Annotated in this window: 14 protein-coding genes; 8 read left to right on the plus strand and 6 right to left on the minus strand. The window is 40.3% G+C overall.

All coding sequences use genetic code 11. The features are described from left to right. Positions 1–50: 50 nt before the first annotated feature. Positions 51–425, plus strand: a complete 375-nt coding sequence (locus AU255_RS01720; RefSeq protein ID WP_080521269.1) for an SHOCT domain-containing protein — start codon at positions 51–53, stop codon at positions 423–425. A gap of 256 nt (positions 426–681) precedes the next feature. Here the strand turns inward: AU255_RS01720 and rsxC are convergent, their stop codons facing one another. The 5 genes from rsxC to metH form a co-directional block, all read right to left on the minus strand. Continuing rightward, complete coding sequence (gene rsxC, locus AU255_RS01725; protein ID WP_080521270.1) at positions 682–2,139, minus strand: electron transport complex subunit RsxC; 1,458 nt, start codon at positions 2,137–2,139, stop codon at positions 682–684. Next, complete coding sequence (gene rsxB, locus AU255_RS01730) at positions 2,132–2,653, minus strand: electron transport complex subunit RsxB (RefSeq protein ID WP_080521271.1); 522 nt, start codon at positions 2,651–2,653, stop codon at positions 2,132–2,134. Before rsxB ends, rsxC begins: the two co-directional genes overlap by 8 nt. Then, complete coding sequence (gene rsxA, locus AU255_RS01735; RefSeq protein ID WP_080521272.1) at positions 2,653–3,228, minus strand: electron transport complex subunit RsxA; 576 nt, start codon at positions 3,226–3,228, stop codon at positions 2,653–2,655. Before rsxA ends, rsxB begins: the two co-directional genes overlap by 1 nt. A 10-nt stretch (positions 3,229–3,238) precedes the next feature. Next, positions 3,239–3,805 (minus strand): plasmid pRiA4b ORF-3 family protein, encoded by a 567-nt coding sequence (locus AU255_RS01740; RefSeq protein WP_080521273.1) that lies wholly within the window; start codon positions 3,803–3,805, stop codon positions 3,239–3,241. Between the two features lie 118 nt (positions 3,806–3,923). Beyond that, positions 3,924–7,589, minus strand: coding sequence for a methionine synthase (gene metH, locus AU255_RS01745; RefSeq protein ID WP_080521274.1), 3,666 nt, complete (start codon positions 7,587–7,589; stop codon positions 3,924–3,926). Between the two features lie 99 nt (positions 7,590–7,688). Here metH and AU255_RS01750 point away from each other — a divergent pair, with 99 nt between their 5' ends. Further along, the gene (locus tag AU255_RS01750; protein ID WP_080521275.1) at positions 7,689–7,874 is read left to right on the plus strand and encodes a DUF2970 domain-containing protein; all 186 of its coding nucleotides are present in this window, start codon (positions 7,689–7,691) and stop codon (positions 7,872–7,874) included. A gap of 92 nt (positions 7,875–7,966) precedes the next feature. On the opposite strand, the gene AU255_RS01755 is transcribed toward AU255_RS01750, so the two are convergent. Beyond that, on the minus strand, positions 7,967–8,407 hold the full coding sequence (locus tag AU255_RS01755; protein WP_080521276.1) for a hypothetical protein: 441 nt from the start codon (positions 8,405–8,407) through the stop codon (positions 7,967–7,969). A gap of 334 nt (positions 8,408–8,741) precedes the next feature. Between AU255_RS01755 and AU255_RS21015 the strand changes: the two genes are divergently transcribed. The 6 genes from AU255_RS21015 to AU255_RS01780 all read left to right on the plus strand — a co-directional run bounded on the left by AU255_RS21015 (position 8,742) and on the right by AU255_RS01780 (position 16,747). After that, a complete protein-coding gene (locus AU255_RS21015; RefSeq protein WP_269844753.1) occupies positions 8,742–8,870 on the plus strand; it encodes a hypothetical protein in 129 nt (42 codons plus the stop codon). Between the two features lie 270 nt (positions 8,871–9,140). Beyond that, positions 9,141–11,042 (plus strand): DCC1-like thiol-disulfide oxidoreductase family protein, encoded by a 1,902-nt coding sequence (locus tag AU255_RS01760; RefSeq protein ID WP_080521277.1) that lies wholly within the window; start codon positions 9,141–9,143, stop codon positions 11,040–11,042. A gap of 1,564 nt (positions 11,043–12,606) precedes the next feature. After that, complete coding sequence (gene mnmG, locus AU255_RS01765; RefSeq protein WP_080521278.1) at positions 12,607–14,475, plus strand: tRNA uridine-5-carboxymethylaminomethyl(34) synthesis enzyme MnmG; 1,869 nt, start codon at positions 12,607–12,609, stop codon at positions 14,473–14,475. Then, the gene (gene rsmG / locus AU255_RS01770) at positions 14,468–15,085 is read left to right on the plus strand and encodes a 16S rRNA (guanine(527)-N(7))-methyltransferase RsmG (protein WP_080521279.1); all 618 of its coding nucleotides are present in this window, start codon (positions 14,468–14,470) and stop codon (positions 15,083–15,085) included. The genes mnmG and rsmG overlap by 8 nt, the downstream gene beginning before the upstream one ends. Then, entirely contained in the window at positions 15,082–15,849 is a 768-nt protein-coding gene (locus AU255_RS01775) for a ParA family protein (protein ID WP_080521280.1), read from the plus strand. Before rsmG ends, AU255_RS01775 begins: the two co-directional genes overlap by 4 nt. A 4-nt stretch (positions 15,850–15,853) precedes the next feature. Next, positions 15,854–16,747, plus strand: a complete 894-nt coding sequence (locus tag AU255_RS01780; RefSeq protein ID WP_080521281.1) for a ParB/RepB/Spo0J family partition protein — start codon at positions 15,854–15,856, stop codon at positions 16,745–16,747. Positions 16,748–16,833: the final 86 nt, after the last annotated feature.

The raw sequence follows: 16,833 nt of genomic DNA on the forward strand, positions 1-16,833 counted from the left end.
TAATCACTGTCTTAAGTACAGTTTAAATCAATAATAATTTGGAGTACGCAATGCCTTTATTACATATGTTATGGTTGATGTTTTTATTTTTCCTGATGCTCGCCTGGATATGGGTGATTATCGGAGTCATTAGCGACATTTTTCGCAGTAAAGACTTAGGTGGCTGGGGCAAGGGTTTCTGGGCGCTGTTCATTATTATCATTCCCTGGTTAGGTGTGTTGTGTTATCTAATCGTCAGGGGGTCGGGAATGCAGGAACGCTCTCTGCATATGCTGGTGGAATCTGAAAAGATGCAGCGTGCCTACATTAAAGAAGCGGCGGGGGCTTCTGTCGCTGATGAGATCGCCAAGCTGGCTGATCTTAGAGATAAAGGTATCGTTACCGAAGAGGAGTTCAAGGTCCATAAAGCTAAATTGCTTGCTTGATTTGCAACTTCGACGTTTATAACCGGCTACTAAACAGTAGCTGAAGAAATTCAGAAGTTAGTGTTTCTTCTGAAAGCAGGGGGGCATGGCTTATGAACCTGGAAGCAGCAGTTGAACGCTATAAAACACTATAAGTGACGGAATATAAAATATAATGATCTCAACTGCGGTTTCCAGGATGATAGTGGTTTGCTTGCCTTGTAAGCCCAGTGAATTTTCAGCATTAATATTCAATTCTAGTGTGCTTAAGTTTAAATCAGACTTTTTTTCTTTCTGCCGCTGCTGCTTTCATTTTATCAATAGCTGCCTGACGTTTTTCTGTTTTTGCTAATTTTTCTTGTTCTTCTTTGGCTCTGCGTTGTTGTTGATTTTGATAACGATTTTTGGCCAAGTTAGCTTGCGCCAAGTGTTTTTCTTTTATAATAAGTTCACCTTTTGCGGCACGAAAGCTTTGTACTAAAGGTATATGGCTGGGGCAAACTATATCGCAACAACCGCACTCTATGCAGTCAAATAATTGATAGTCCAGGCATTGCTCATACTGTTTGCTACGGCTATACCAATAAAGTTGCTGCGGGAGTAATTCAGTTGGGCAGACTGTGGCACAATTACCACAGCGTATGCAAGGCACTGCTGATTGGCTCTCTGCCAAATCACTGGCCGTCATTGCTAACAAGCAGTTAGTCGCTTTAATCACGGCGATATCATCAGAGCTAAGTGCAAACCCCATCATCGAACCGCCCATAATCAGGCGCTGTACATCTTGCGTATAACCACCACATTGTTCAACTAAATGCTTTATTGGCGTGCCGATTTTTGCGCGTATGTTTTTGGCTTGTTTAATACCTTTGCCGGTCACCGTAATGATACGTTCAGTAAGTGGCATTCCCAGAAATATTGCTTGATAAACTGCATAGGCGGTGCCAACATTTTGACATATGAATCCATATTCGGCAGGCAGTAAACTGGGAGGTATCTGTATTCCTGTTAAAACCTCAATTAATTGTTTTTCGCCACCTGTGGGGTAAATGGCTGGCACCGTTAATATTTCCAGATTCTGCTGGCTTGCCGCTTTAAGCAATGCTAGTTGCGCAATCTGCATAGTATTTTCTATGGCTATGATGCATCTTTCAGCGTGCAAGATATATTGCATGATTAAAGCACCTTGTACGACTTGTTGCGCACAAGTTTGCATCAAACTTACGTCACAGCTGATATAAGGTTCACACTCTGCGCCATTAATAATAAGGGTGCGAATAGTCCGTTGAGTTTGCAGTTTTACTGCAGTGGGAAAAGCAGCGCCACCTAATCCGACAATTCCTGCCTGGGCGATTTTATTGCTTAACGTTTCGGGTGCTTCAAGCTGATAATTGAGACACGGGGTAGCGTGACATGCTTCATTCAGACCATCAGTTTCAATGATAATACAGGTATCTGCCAGACCTGAAGGGTGTGCGATTATACGTGGTGCGATGGCTTTTATAATACCCGAGCTTGCAGCATGAATCGGAGTAGCAAACGGATTTTGCGAGGATGCAATCACCTCCCCTTTAAGTACGCGCTGACCTTGATGAACAAAGGGCGTGGCATAGCAATCAGAGCGCAGAAATAAAGGATAAATTAACTCTGAAGGCAAGGTAGATTCACTTATTTCAGAGAGCAGTTTATGGCTGTTTAGCGCTATTCCTCCAGGGAATTGCCATTGCTTATTCATTGTTGATCATCCATTGCCACTGTCCTGGCTTATTTTCCAGGGGTAGCATAATAATACAATCAACTGGGCACGGTGCGATACAGAGTTTGCAGCCAGTACATTCAGATGCAAGAACGGTGTGCATTTGTTTAGCTGCACCTAAGATGGCATCGACCGGGCAAGGCGGAATGCATTTTACGCAGCCTATGCAGTCTTGTTCAATAATAAAGGCTGCAGCAGGAATGTCGGGTTTGCCAAAGCTCGCATTTAAAGGTTTCGGGCTTACGCCTAGGAGATTAGCAAGAGCTGCAACGCCTTCATCGCCACCTGGCGGGCATTGATTGATATCGGCTGCGCCACTGGCTATGGCTTCAGCATAAGGATGACAGCCTGGATATTTACACTGAGCACATTGAGTTTGGGGTAATAAAGCATCAATTTGTTCAACTAAAGGATCGCCTTGTACTTTTAAATACCTGGCCGCATAGCCTAGCCCCAAGCCTAGTAGAGCGAATAAAAAGCACAGTAATAACATCAGGCTAGTCCAATAAAACCCATAAAAGCCATAGACATTAAGCCTGCCGTAATTAATCCTATTGATGCACCTTGAAAAGGAGCGGGGACATCAGCAACATCAATACGCTCGCGAAGTGCGGCAAATAAAACTAGCACTAGCGTAAAACCAAGTGCAGTGCCTATGCCAAAGAGAATCGATTCTACAAAGTTGTGCTCAGCCTGAATATTTAATAAAGCGACCCCCAAAACAGCGCAGTTGGTGGTTATTAAAGGTAAGTATAGACCTAATGAGCGGTGTAAAACAGGACTAAATTTATGCACAATAATTTCAGTGAATTGTACAACGACGGCTATCACAACAATAAAGCTAATGGTGCGTAAATACAGTAAGCCTAGAGGTAATAGCAGATATTGATACATTATATAACTGCTAACAGAGGCAAGGGTTAAGACAAACGTTGTTGCCAGCCCCATACCAATCGCCGATTCCAGTCTTCTGGATACGCCAAGAAAAGGGCATAGTCCAAGAAACTTTACCAGAACAAAGTTATTGACTAAAACGGTACTGATAAGTAAGAGCAAGTAGTGTTTCATACACTATGATTTAACAATAATATTCCAGCAATAACTGATTGCTTTCTCTGCTGTCTACGGTGACCGGATCAAACCCATCTCCAATCCAGTCTAGCTTTTCTTCATATTCAGGATGTTTAGGGTCTTCGAGTATTGTCAGTAAGTCAGAGTAGCTCCAAATGCCACCTCCATCTTCAGATAGGTAAGCGCGCTTGCCGGTGACACAATAGGTTAGTTTTTTATCTGGATCAAAAGGGCGTATTTTTTCCAGAGTGACTGTATGTATCCAGCTATCACCAAAATCATATTCATAAATTAAGCTTTCCGTTTCATGCTTTGGTAGTTGAGATAAGCGAAACTTACTTTCTTCTTTTATGTCAAAATCAAAGTCATTATCTTTGATGCCATAGAATCCGTGATCTTTAGTTATATACTGATGCGAAAGAGAACTTGCCCAGCCCATCGGAACTTGTATGAACAAGTGAAAGGTATCTAATTTTATATCGTTGTTTGCTAGCAAGCATCGCCAGATAAGTGGTTTAGAGCCTTCTAGGGATGCTTTTAACTGGTAGGTGGTGCGTAGTTGTTTAGTGTTCATAGGTGGCCTGTATGGGCTAGCAATGCAGATTCAATACAACCCGAATGTAGTAAATTCAGCACTACCAGTGGCTGCAAGACTGGTAGTGTTTTTTGAACATTAGTCCTTACCTGATTTCTTAGTGTAAATGTGCAGCCAGCCACCGCTCTGTTTCTTCAACAGAAAGGCCTTTGCGCCTGGCATAATCTTCCAGTTGTTCGTTGGTTATTTTTCCGACATTAAAATACTGTGAATCAGGGTGTGAAAAATACCAGCCACTTACTGCCGCCGTGGGGTACATGGCAAAGCTATCGGTTAATTCAATAGTGGTATTAGCTTGAACATTTAATAGCTCAAATAATTTGCTCTTTTCAGTATGGTCAGGACAAGCAGGGTAACCGGGGGCGGGACGGATTCCTTTATAAGTTTCTTTGATAAGCTCCTCTTTGCTTATGTCTTCATCATCAATATAGCCCCAGTGGTTCTTGCGCACTTCAAGATGCATATATTCAGCAAAGGCTTCTGCTAGACGGTCGGCAAGCGCTTTAAGCATAATGGCATTATAATCATCAAACTCGCTTTCAAACTGGGCTAATTTCTTTTCTATCCCGATTCCAGCGGTTACAGCAAATCCACCTATATAATCAGCCTGCCCACTGTCTATCGGGGCAATAAAGTCAGATAAACAATAATTAGGACGTCCAGGTGCTTTAATATTTTGTTGGCGTAAATGATGCAATACAGCTAATTGTTCTGTGCGTGACTCATCAGTATATAAAATAATATCATCTCCATCGCTATTAGCAGGGAAGAAGCCAATAACTGCATTTGCTTGTAGCCACTTTTCGGAAATAATTTGCTTAAGCATCACTTGAGCATCTTCAAACAAGGCGCGAGCATGTTTGCCAACGAGCTCATCATCAAATATATCTGGATAACGACCTGCCAATTCCCATGTCTGGAAAAAAGGCGTCCAGTCTATATACCAAACCAGCGTTTCCAGCGGAAAACGTTCAATGACCTCGATACCTAGTTTTTTTGGTGGGACAGGTGTGTGGTTATCCCAAACAAACCTATTTGCACGTGCAGATTCCAGATTATGTTGTTTGGTCTTTGCTTTACGACCTTTATGGCGTTCACGGACTGCCGCATATTCATCACGAATGCCTTGTACATAATCTTGCTTGTGCTCTGAACTGAGTAAATTACCGGCAACACCAACCGCACGGGAAGCATCAGGGACGTATACAGTTGCGCCTGTGTAATTTTCTTCAATTTTTACGGCAGTATGCGCGCGCGATGTGGTTGCACCGCCAATCATTAACGGAATGGAAAAGCCCTGACGCTGCATTTCTTTAGCAACATGAACCATTTCTTCCAAAGAGGGTGTGATTAAGCCACTTAAGCCAATAATATCGACATTTTTTTCTTTCGCGACCTGCAAGATTTTTGCAGTTGGCACCATCACGCCTAAATCAATGATTGCATAATTATTGCATTGTAAAACCACACCGACGATGTTTTTACCTATATCATGTACATCACCTTTCACAGTAGCCATCAGGATAGTGCCATTAGTTTGTATTTCACCTGATTTTTCTGCTTCCATAAAGGGCATTAAATAGGCGACCGACTGTTTCATCACCCTTGCAGACTTGACCACTTGAGGTAAAAACATTTTACCTGCGCCGAATAAATCTCCAACAACATTCATACCATCCATTAGCGGCCCTTCTATAACATGCAGTGTTTTTTCTGCTTGCAGGCGCGCTTCTTCGGTATCTTCCATAATAAAATCGGTAATACCTTTGACTAGGGCGTGTTCCAGGCGCTTATTAACGGACAGTTTGCGCCATTCTAAATCTTCTTTTTTGTTAACAGAGGCATCACCACGGTATTTTTCGGCAATCTCTAATAGTTTGTCGGTTCCATTCGCGTCGCGGTTTAGTACAACATCTTCAACCGCATTACGCAATTCATCAGGAATATCTGCATAAATAGCGAGTTGTCCTGCATTGACAATCCCCATATCCATGCCGGCTTGTACGGCATGATATAAAAATACTGCATGAATGGCTTCACGTACCAGATTATTGCCGCGAAAGGAAAAGGATACATTGGATACCCCGCCCGATATCATGGCGTGTGGGCAGGTGCGTTTAATTTCACGGGTGGCTTGAATAAAATCAACGCCGTAATTATTGTGCTCTTTGATCCCCGTGGCGATGGCAAAGATATTCGGGTCAAAAATAATATCCTGGGGAGGAAAGCCCACTTGCTCAACTAAAATTTTATAGGCGCGTTGGCAAATTTTGACTTTTTTGGCAAAGGTGTCGGCCTGGCCTTCTTCATCAAAAGCCATCACAATAACGGCTGCACCATAACGACGCACTAATCTGGCATGATAGATAAAAGTTTCTTCACCTTCTTTCATGGAGATGGAATTAACGATCCCTTTTCCTTGAATGCACTTTAAGCCCGCTTCAATAATATCCCATTTTGATGAATCTATCATAATGGGTACCTTGGAAATATCAGGTTCGGAAGCGATCAGATTTAAAAAATGCACCATTGCATCTTTGGATTCCAACATGCCTTCATCCATGTTGATATCGATAATTTGCGCGCCATTTAACACTTGTTCACGCGCGACTTCTAAGGCGGTATCATATTCCTCTTCAACAATAAGGCGTTTGAACCGTGCTGAACCAGTGACATTAGTACGTTCACCAACATTGACAAATAACGAGTCAGCGCCGATGGAAAAAGGTTCCAGCCCAGCTAATTGACAGCGAATTTCTATTTCAGGTATTTTTCTAGGGGCATACGGACGTACAGCTTCAATAATTGCTTTGATATACTCAGGAGAAGTACCGCAACAGCCACCGATAATATTTAAATAACCGTTTTTTGTCCAATCTGCAATTTCTGCAGCCATCTCCTCAGGTGATTCATCGTATTCACCGAATTCATTTGGTAAGCCGGCATTAGGGTGAGCTGAGACGTAAGTATCAACATGAGTTGATAGTTCCTCTATGTATTGGCGCATTTCTTGTGCGCCCAGTGCGCAGTTAAAACCGATGGAAATAGGCTTTATATGACTTAAAGAATTCCAGAAGGCGAGTGCTGTTTGTCCTGACAATGTTCGCCCTGAAGCATCAGTAATCGTGCCTGAAATCATTACCGGTAATTCTATGTTATGTTGCTCAAAGTATTGGTCTATGGCAAAAATTGCGGCTTTTGCATTCAAGGTATCAAAAACAGTTTCAATCAGTAAAATGTCTACACCACCATCTACCAGCCCTTCTACGGCTTCACTATAGGCTTCAACTAAAGCATCAAAGCTGATATTACGAAATGCCGGGGCATTCACATCGGGAGACATCGAGGCCGTTCTATTAGTTGGTCCTAGGGTGCCCGCCACAAAGCGAGGTTTGTCAGGTGTTTGCAAGGTGGCTTCTGTAGCCGCTTGCCTGGCTATTTTTGCTGATTCAAAATTGATCTCGTAGGCCAGCGATTCCATGTTGTAATCAGCCATGGCAATCGTAGTGGAATTGAAGGTATTGGTTTCGATGATATCGCAACCTACATCTAGATAAGCTTTATGAATAGCTTTAATAATATCCGGCTGGGTCAACGATAGTAAATCATTATTGCCTTTTAAATCAGAATCCCAATCACTAAAACGTTGACCTCGATAATCCTTTTCTTCAAGGTGATAGCCTTGAATCATTGTACCCATTGCCCCATCTAAAAATAAAATGCGCTGAGAAAGATGCTGGATTAAAATTTCTTTTTTGTTCATGAGGATCACTTGACGTTGTTGCTATTGGGTTTGCTTAGTAAGGCTAAAGATGATTTACTTGGCGGCGTTATATAATTATTCTAAATGTACGGAGGGGTTATGTCTAAGCCTACACTTAAACAGGTTATTCAAAGCGTGTTTGCCGCCGCTATTGGGGTACAAAGTAAAGCAAATCGTGAAAGAGACTTTGAGCAGGGCTCTTTGTCTAGTTATTTAGTTGTTGGAGCGATTGCGACAATATTGTTTATTTTATCATTGGTCGCTATTGTAGCGTTTATTCTGTAAGAATATCTCTTTCAGTAGTTAACTTCAGTATGTTGCAAAGCAAAAAGCCCAGTTTGAGACTGGGCTTTTTTTTCGTGTTATGTGCGTGAAAACTATTCTTCTGATGTTTTGAAGCTGTTTTTAATGCCCACAAAAACATCCGTAATGCCACTAACAAGATTTGTTATATTAAGTTCTTGTTTTAGCATATATTTTGTTCTAATAAATGCAACACTTAGCCAGCCCATAAATAGCGGCATGATTTCAAAAAGGATACCTAATACAGTACCAAAGAACCCTTCTTGAATGCCGCCTGTGCCACCACTACTTGTTACTCTATCTCCAATATCGACTAGGTCACGGTCATAATTAGCGCCTACATCATTACTAAAGCCATCGATAATAAATATATTTATATTATAAAACAGAACCTGAACAACAATAAACAAGACTGCGGCACCTGCTGTCCAAATTATTACGTTCTCCGTTTTAGCCCGTACTGCTGATCTGTATATCCAGATCGCAATCAAAATTGTTAATACACCACCAAACATTTTTATCCCCTTAATTTTTTAGTTATTTTTTGAAACCTTATACCTACAAAATTATTATTATTCTGCGTCATGCAGGCCACAGAAATATTTAAGCAAATCACATTATAAACATCTCGGCTTTATTATGACAATTTATCAGTAAAAAATATAGTCCTTAGACAGGATTAGATACTCATTTCAAATTAGGTTCTTGGAGAGAGGGTTATGGCGTAATTGACTAAAGCAGAGCAACTAATTCTTGACTTCAAAAAATGATCACGTATTATATTAAGTTCATTTTATGTCATAATTTTGACGTAAAGACTATAATAAATTACAAGAAGGTAGGACACTCATGGGTGCAATATTAGACGTTACTGAAATGTTAAAAGAGCCAGAAGGTATGGCTATCGCTGCAGTAGTTATAGCTGCTGGTTATTTCTTCGTAAAATGGGTTTTCGCAGAGCATGAAGACGACGAATAAGTAATATGCTTTTTTAGTCTTGCTTAAAAGCCTGCGAGTTTTTGACTTGCGGGTTTTTTTATGCCCGTCACTTTTGTAAGTTTCTTTAAAGATTCACCGTATGTTTTTGCTGGCTATGAGTCGTTATAGTCTGTAGTCAATTCTAAGATCCTTCGCTATTTCAATTGCTCCTGTTTGGTTTTCATCAAAAACACTCTAAAGCCTAAACGCTGTCGTATAAGCGAAATTCCATTATAATCTGTAGTATTATTACATTTAGATGAGTATCAAATGCTAAGCAATATTTCACGTATTATTGAACGCTATTATTTGCGTTCAGCGCCTGTCTTTATTATTGGCATCTTTCGTATCTTTTATGGGATAGTCGCATTCCAGGAAATTATATTTCTCCTCTATTTTAATCACCTTATTTTTGACCCTATACCTTATATAGATGTAGAGTTTCCGATGATTCCCCTATTCTTGAGCTTATGGGCAATCGTAGCCGGGTGCGTTATTGTAGGTTATCGAACTCAGGTTGCCATCATTGCAAACTATATTTTCTGGATAGTCTTCGTAAATTTTACGCCCATGCAGCGAGATTTTGATGGAGGCTTTGATTTATTTATGATTGGTGTTGGTTTTTTTCTAATATTTATGCCAATCGGACGAGCCGTATCGATTGATAATTTACTGTATAAGCTACAATTTAAATATCAGAATAGTCCTGTCCTACCTGAAAGGTGTAGTGTTCTGAGTTTGTTATTTCCAGTATTAATTTGCCTGGGCTTTCTATACTTTGATTCCGTAATACACAAACTGTTTGCACCGCATTGGCTTAATGGTTTAGGGGGGTGGTTGCCATCCTCCATGCCTTATTATATGTCGGCATTAGATTTATCATGGATGCTAAACCAGGAAATTTTACAAAAATTCATTGGTTACTTGATACTGGTATTTCAATTTACCTTTATCTTTTTATTCTATCGACGCTCCTTTCGCCCTATTTTTTTGCTAGTAGGGGCTGGTTTGCATATTGGTATTACTATTAGTTTTAATATTTATCCTTTTGGCTTGGGGATGTTATCCGTTTATATCTTAATGGTGCCCTTTTCCTGGTGGGCAGCACTGGCTAATAGGTTTATTTATCAGACACCTCAGTTGGTTGTGTTTTATGATGGCGATTGTCCTTTATGTAATCGTACGGCAACGATTATTAATCATTTTGATCTATTACAGGCAGTTGCGTTTAAGGACCTACAAACACAGATTGATAGTGCACCCCAGTTGCAAAAGTATGATCAGCAAGTCTTATTAGCAGATTTGTATGCAGTTGATCTGCAAGGGCGTGTTTATGAGGGAGTTGATACTTATATTCAGGTTTTTCAGAAAATGCGTTATCTGGCTGTTTTTGCCTGGCTTATGCGTGCACCTGGTATTTACCATATAGCTAAAGCACTGTATCGCCATATTGCTGATAATCGTGCGCGTAATGTTTGTGATGAATTTTGTTTGCCGGCGGTTTCGATAAAGACCTACCCGGTGGATTTATATAGCCGGATTTTTGAAAACTATGCGGTGCAAAAACCTAAGCAGTTTAGATTCAGAATGGCTAAAATTTTTATAATATTGGTGATATTACAACTTAATAGTAGTATCCATTATGGTTTTTTGTACCGATTGTATGACTTATCAAGTGTTGAAAATCCGGTTGTAAATCAACTGCGTTTGCTGAGCAATTCAGTATTAATGCTATCGACAACTTTTTTAGGTATTACTCCGCATGCTCTTTATTTGCATGACCATTTTCAGGGCTACGAAGACTTGTTAGCGATAACTTATATTGACATGCAAGGATACGAGCGGTGGCTGCCTTTTGTAAATCAGCAGGGGCGTATGTTGGCCCCAAATTGGGGAAGAGTGCACTCCATGTGGGCTAATATTGCAGTAACACCAAATATTAACCCTGAAAGGCTTAGTAAGTTTATTATGAAGGTGACAGCATTCTGGGGGAATAAGGTTGGATTGGATCTTAATCATGCACAATTTATTATTAAGCATAAAAAAATAAACTCTCCTGTGCAGTGGCGTATTAATTTACGTAAGGACAACTTATCTGGGGAATGGATAACCGTCGGTATCGCCACCTGGAAAAACAAACATTATCAATTGGATCTACAGGCCATTAAATAGAGTTTTATTTTTTATTTCAATTGCTTATGGTTTTTGTGGGGATTTTATTAAATAATAATTTAAATCCTTAAAGAGTGCTTTTGATAGTTAAGATTTAAATAATTAAAAAAAATGGTGTTGCATCAAAACTATTGTCATGTTATAAATTGTCCCGTGCTTTTTATGAGTACGAAACAACAATAATAATTTTTATCCTGAGGAGGATGACATGAAAAAAGTATTATCACTACTAGCTATCTCTTTAATGTTAATCGGCGGAACTGGTTGTATGGACAACCCTGATGGTAGCAAGCAAAAAGTTTCTAGCTCTATCTCTTTGTAAGAAAATGTAGGAAAAAGCCCAGGAATAACGCCTGGGCTTTTTTATGTTAAATAGTTCTTAAACTTCAGCAGTAATATCTCGATTAGTTCCTCGTATTTCAATACTTCAGAATAATACTGTACTTAAGCTCAATTTTTCAGAAATGCATCTCTAGAGTTAAACATCATTGTCTTTTTTTATGTCTTAGCGATAAGATATAATCTTTCATATGTAATTTATTTACACCTACTCACCTTAAAAAATCAATTAAGCAGGAATTCACTCTTAAGCTTTGGAGTTTGCAATTTGATTTTAAGGTCTTCACTGGCATGCTGAGGTTCAATGGCATGCAGTAAAATAAGAGATATAAAATCAGTGGGTTAAGGGTTGCTGATCTTGGTGCGTAAAAAAGAAAGGTTTTAGTTGAGACTAATTTTATAATTATATACTGAGTGAGCAGAAGGATTTTTTCTGGTAGTTCGCAATAGACGAAAGGGTAATTTGCTGTTGAATTCCCTTAAAACTTTAGGCGATCCAGAAATGAAGCGCCTAAAGCATTAAAAATGCTACCTTTGTTGATTTCTGTCCAGAGATTTATATTTTCAGTTTGCTGGCAAAACACGCACTGTAATTCCCCAAATAAAAACCCTTTACATTTAATTGTTCTGCATTGTGCGCTGCTTGCTACCATCAGGATCATCCATGCAACCAGTTCCACCAATGAGCATCAATGTGATAGCTAAAACTGATAATATTTTTTTCATCATTTTCTCCAGATTATTATTATTAATTTATACTTACAATAAGTACGGTTTATTTATATCATGACTACCTTTTGGATGCAATAGTAAGTTAACTATGTCATGAAAGCCAGCGAGTTATATATGATTTGCTCTGCCATACAGGGTAAGTGAATTTAAGTAATTACCTTAAAATGCTTGACGCAGAAGGGAAGCGAAGCTTAAGTAAATGCGTGATAGGATTGAGAAGATATCATCCCATTTTTTATGTAATGCACACATCGCATAAAAAATAGGGTGAAGTCTTTGTGTTTGGCTTTGCGCTGGTATTTGCTTTTATTTTGGAAAAATAATGCGTATGTTTTGCGACCAGTTTATTGGTCTCAGGTACGTTGTTTTTCAGCTGCTTTTTGCGTTTCTTTATAGAATAATTTCTTATTGATGGTCGATAATGTTATTTCTTTTGTGCAAAACTCCTACGAACAAATTAAAATACTATTTTATTAAATTTTAAAATAAGTCTGTGCAATTTACAAAAGAATTCGATGTTATCGTTATTGGGGGCGGCCATGCAGGCACTGAAGCCGCATTGGCAGCAGCGCGCACAGGTGCGCAAACGTTATTATTAACGCAAAGTATTGAAACTTTAGGGCAAATGAGTTGCAATCCTGCTATAGGTGGTATTGGTAAAGGGCACCTGGTCAAGGAAGTCGATGCGTTAGGTGGTGTGATGGCGCGTGCAATTGACCATGCGGGTATTCACTTTCGTATGTTAAATGCCAGTAAAGGACCTGCAGTTAGAGCAACTCGAGGTCAGGCTGATCGTGCACTCTACAAGCAATTTATTAGAAATGTTCTGGAAAATCAACCAAATCTAATGTTGTTTCAGCAGGTGGTATCGGATTTACTGGTTGAAGCTGGGGCAGTTGTTGGGGTGGAAACTCAGATGGGTTTGCAGTTCAAGGCAAGGTCTGTGGTTTTGACGGCGGGTACATTTTTGGGAGGTAGAATTCATATAGGCCTGCAGAATTATACTGGCGGGCGTGCTGGAGATGCGGCATCTATTGCTTTAGCTGCGCGCTTGCGTGAATTACCGTTTAGGGTAGGTCGATTAAAAACAGGAACACCTCCTCGTATTGATGGTCGTACGATAGATTTTTCGCGCTTAGAACAGCAACATGGTGATACGCCAGTGCCGGTTTTTTCAGTTATGGGGAATGCCAATCAGCATCCACGGCAGGTCCCTTGTTATATAACCCGAACTAACGAGCAAACACATGACATTATTCGTGGGGGGCTAGATCGTTCGCCTATGTATACTGGGGAGATTGAAGGTGTAGGGCCGCGTTATTGCCCTTCTATAGAGGACAAAGTGGTACGTTTTGCCGAACGAACTTCACATCAGATTTTTATAGAGCCGGAAGGCCTGAATACCAATGAATATTATCCGAATGGCATTTCAACCAGTTTACCTTTTGATGTGCAGTATCAGTTTGTGCGAACTATGTTGGGTTTTGAGCAGGCAGAAATTGTCAGGCCAGGATATGCAATCGAATATGATTTTTTTGATCCAAGAGATTTAAAAACCTCTTTAGAGACAAAATATATGCCTGGTCTATTTTTTGCCGGTCAAATAAATGGAACAACAGGATATGAGGAGGCGGCAGCGCAAGGTTTAATTGCCGGGCTAAATGCCGCCCGTAATGCACAAGGTAAAGAGAGTTGGTGTCCTGCGCGTGATGAGGCTTATATTGGAGTTATGATTGACGATTTAATTGCTAACGGGACCATAGAGCCTTACCGAATGTTTACAAGTCGTGCTGAATATCGTTTATTACTGCGTGAGGACAATGCAGATTTGCGTCTTACTGAAAAAGGGCGAGAATTACAGCTAGTCAATGATCAACAATGGGCGTTTTTTATTGAAAAACAGGAAAACATTATCCACACACAAAAAAAATTGCAAGCAAAGTGGATAAGGAAAGGAAGTCCTGAGGCAGAACGAGTCGCTGAAATATGGGGAAGTACATTGACTAAGGAAGTGAATCTGATGGACTTGTTGCGTCGTCCTGAAGTTAATATTGAGCAGTTGATGAGCTTTTATGAAGGACGGGGCGTCTCTGAGCAAGTTGCGCAGCAAGTTGAGATACAGGCTAAATATGCGGGGTATATTGAACGCCAACAGCAGGATATTGACAAGGCGAAGCGCTATGATCATTTAATTATCTCAGCGGATCTGGACTTTAATCTGGTTAAAGGGCTGTCCAATGAGGTGCGCGAAAAATTTATAACCCAGCGTCCTGAAACATTGGGTCTGGCCTCTAGAATTCCAGGTGTAACACCGGCCGCTATCTCATTGTTACTTATTTATATGAAAAAGAACAATGGGTAGTGGTCGTGATCTTTTACAGTCAGGAATAGAGCAATTAGGTCTACATGCAACAGCGGCGCAAATTGACACCTTGCTGGCTTTTGTAACACTGATCGAGAAATGGAATAAGGCATTTAACCTTACTGCCATTTGTGATCGTGATGAAATACTGCGCTTACATATATTGGATAGTCTGGCCGTATTGCCTTTTATTACAGGTAACAAAATTATTGATGTAGGTACAGGAGCAGGCTTGCCGGGTATTCCTTTGGCAATTTTTATGCCTGAAGTGCAATTTACATTATTAGATAGTAATTCAAAGAAAACGCGGTTCGTGCAGCAGGCGGTATTAGAATTAAAATTAAAAAATGTAGAAATAGTACATGGTCGGGTGGAAAATCTGGCTCGTAAAGGTGAATATGATGCTGTTGTAAGTCGGGCATTTGCAAGTCTGATTGATATTATGGATCTGACAGAGTATTTGTTGCAGTCTGAGGGGGTTTTAATTGCGATGAAAGGGCAAATTCCTGAGCAGGAGTTAAAAAATATTTCCAGATCTTATTTGGTTAAATCAATTGTTGTTCCAGGTGTTGAGGCTGAGCGGTGTGTGCTGCGGATAAATAAACTATGACAAAAATAATAGCAGTAACCAATCAAAAAGGGGGTGTAGGTAAAACTACAACCAGTGTAAATCTGGCAGCATCATTAGCAGCAGCAAAGCGTAAAGTGCTATTGATTGATCTGGACCCGCAAGGAAATGCTGCAATGGGTTGTGGTATTGATAAATCAAATGTGGCATATTCCAGTTGTGATTTATTGCTTGAAGATATGCCTGTTTCTGAAATGATAATTCCTGTGCCAGAATTTGAATTTGATGTAATAGCCGGAAACTCGGATTTGACTGTAGCTGAAGTGCAGTTGATGAAAATGACACAACGCGAGCGGCGTCTTGCAAATGCGCTACAGCAAATTCAGGATGTGTATGATTATATTCTAATTGATTGTCCGCCTTCTTTAAATATGTTGACTCTGAATGCGATGGTTGCGGCCAATAGTGTCCTGGTACCTATGCAGTGTGAATATTATGCCTTGGAAGGTTTGTCTGCCTTAATGGATACTTTGCGAAATATACAGGAAAAGGCAAATCCAACTCTATACCTGGAGGGGATATTACGTACTATGTATGATAATCGCAGTCGGCTGACTAAAGATGTGTCAGAGCAATTGGTTGAATATTTTGCAGATAAAGTATTTCGCACCTGTGTGCCACGAAATATAAGACTAGCTGAAGCGCCAAGTCATGGCATGCCGGTTTTGCAATATGATAAAAGTTCTCGTGGAGCGGTTGCATATATTGCTTTAGCAGGCGAATTAATCAGGAAGGAAAACAAATAAGCTTATGGCAGAAATAAAAAGAGGCTTAGGGAAAGGGTTAGGCGCATTAATGGGTGATATGGGCGCAAAGGAGTCGGTTAAAAATAATACTCAAACCTTGCCGGTAGAATATTTACAGCGCGGAAAATACCAGCCAAGAAAAGATATAGACCCGGAGCGCTTGCAAGAGCTTGCTGAATCGATAAAAGTTCAGGGAATAGTGCAACCCATTATAGTGAGGGAGGTTGGTTACAACCGTTACGAAATTATTGCCGGAGAGCGTCGTTGGCGAGCCGGGCAGTTAGCTGGTTTAGCTGATGTGCCAGTGCTGATAAAGGAAATTGATGACCGAGCTGCGCTTGCCATTTCTTTAATAGAAAATATTCAACGTGAGGATTTAAATCCTCTGGAAGAATCAGAAGCTTTTCATCGATTAATAGATGAGTTTGATTTAACGCATCAGCAAATTGCGGAGGCAGTGGGCAAGTCAAGGGCGGCAGTAACAAATTTGTTAAGGCTGAATGACCTGGAAGGCGAGGTTAAGTCACTGTTGGCAAAAGGAAAGCTTGGAATGGGGCATGCGCGTGCATTATTGAGTCTGGAGTCAGTAAAGCAAATTGCTCTGGCAAATAAGGTTTACGAAGAGGGCTTGTCTGTACGTGTTACTGAAAAATTAGCTCAGGATGCGCAGCAAGAAAAACCCGAAAACAAAATGCATGTTTCAGTGCAAGCCCATGAAAGAGTCATGGATAGGGATACGCAACGCTTGCAAGAAGCGATGACAAGTTTTATAGGCGCTAAAACGACTATTAAGCATAAGCAAAATGGTCAGGGCTCTGTAGTCATAAGCTATAACAGTCTTGATGAATTAGAGGGTATTGTGTCGCGTTTTGATATACAGAAAGAAAATCTGGTATAAAAAAAGGGCAGTAACTATTGAGTATTATTTCATTACAGAAAATCGACCCTTGCTTAAATCTGTTTCGATAGATATAATTCACCCAA

Source organism: Methyloprofundus sedimenti, from assembly GCF_002072955.1.
GTDB lineage: Bacteria > Pseudomonadota > Gammaproteobacteria > Methylococcales > Methylomonadaceae > Methyloprofundus > Methyloprofundus sedimenti.

Coding starts and splice junctions, on each gene's coding strand:
- AU255_RS01720 (WP_080521269.1), top strand. CDS start 51: ATGCCTTTATTACATATGTTATGGTTGATGTTTTTATTTTTCCTGATG.
- rsxC (WP_080521270.1), bottom strand. CDS start 2,139: ATGAATAAGCAATGGCAATTCCCTGGAGGAATAGCGCTAAACAGCCAT.
- rsxB (WP_080521271.1), bottom strand. CDS start 2,653: ATGTTATTACTGTGCTTTTTATTCGCTCTACTAGGCTTGGGGCTAGGC.
- rsxA (WP_080521272.1), bottom strand. CDS start 3,228: ATGAAACACTACTTGCTCTTACTTATCAGTACCGTTTTAGTCAATAAC.
- AU255_RS01740 (WP_080521273.1), bottom strand. CDS start 3,805: ATGAACACTAAACAACTACGCACCACCTACCAGTTAAAAGCATCCCTA.
- metH (WP_080521274.1), bottom strand. CDS start 7,589: ATGAACAAAAAAGAAATTTTAATCCAGCATCTTTCTCAGCGCATTTTA.
- AU255_RS01750 (WP_080521275.1), top strand. CDS start 7,689: ATGTCTAAGCCTACACTTAAACAGGTTATTCAAAGCGTGTTTGCCGCC.
- AU255_RS01755 (WP_080521276.1), bottom strand. CDS start 8,407: ATGTTTGGTGGTGTATTAACAATTTTGATTGCGATCTGGATATACAGA.
- AU255_RS21015 (WP_269844753.1), top strand. CDS start 8,742: ATGGGTGCAATATTAGACGTTACTGAAATGTTAAAAGAGCCAGAAGGT.
- AU255_RS01760 (WP_080521277.1), top strand. CDS start 9,141: ATGCTAAGCAATATTTCACGTATTATTGAACGCTATTATTTGCGTTCA.
- rsmG (WP_080521279.1), top strand. CDS start 14,468: ATGGGTAGTGGTCGTGATCTTTTACAGTCAGGAATAGAGCAATTAGGT.
- AU255_RS01775 (WP_080521280.1), top strand. CDS start 15,082: ATGACAAAAATAATAGCAGTAACCAATCAAAAAGGGGGTGTAGGTAAA.
- AU255_RS01780 (WP_080521281.1), top strand. CDS start 15,854: ATGGCAGAAATAAAAAGAGGCTTAGGGAAAGGGTTAGGCGCATTAATG.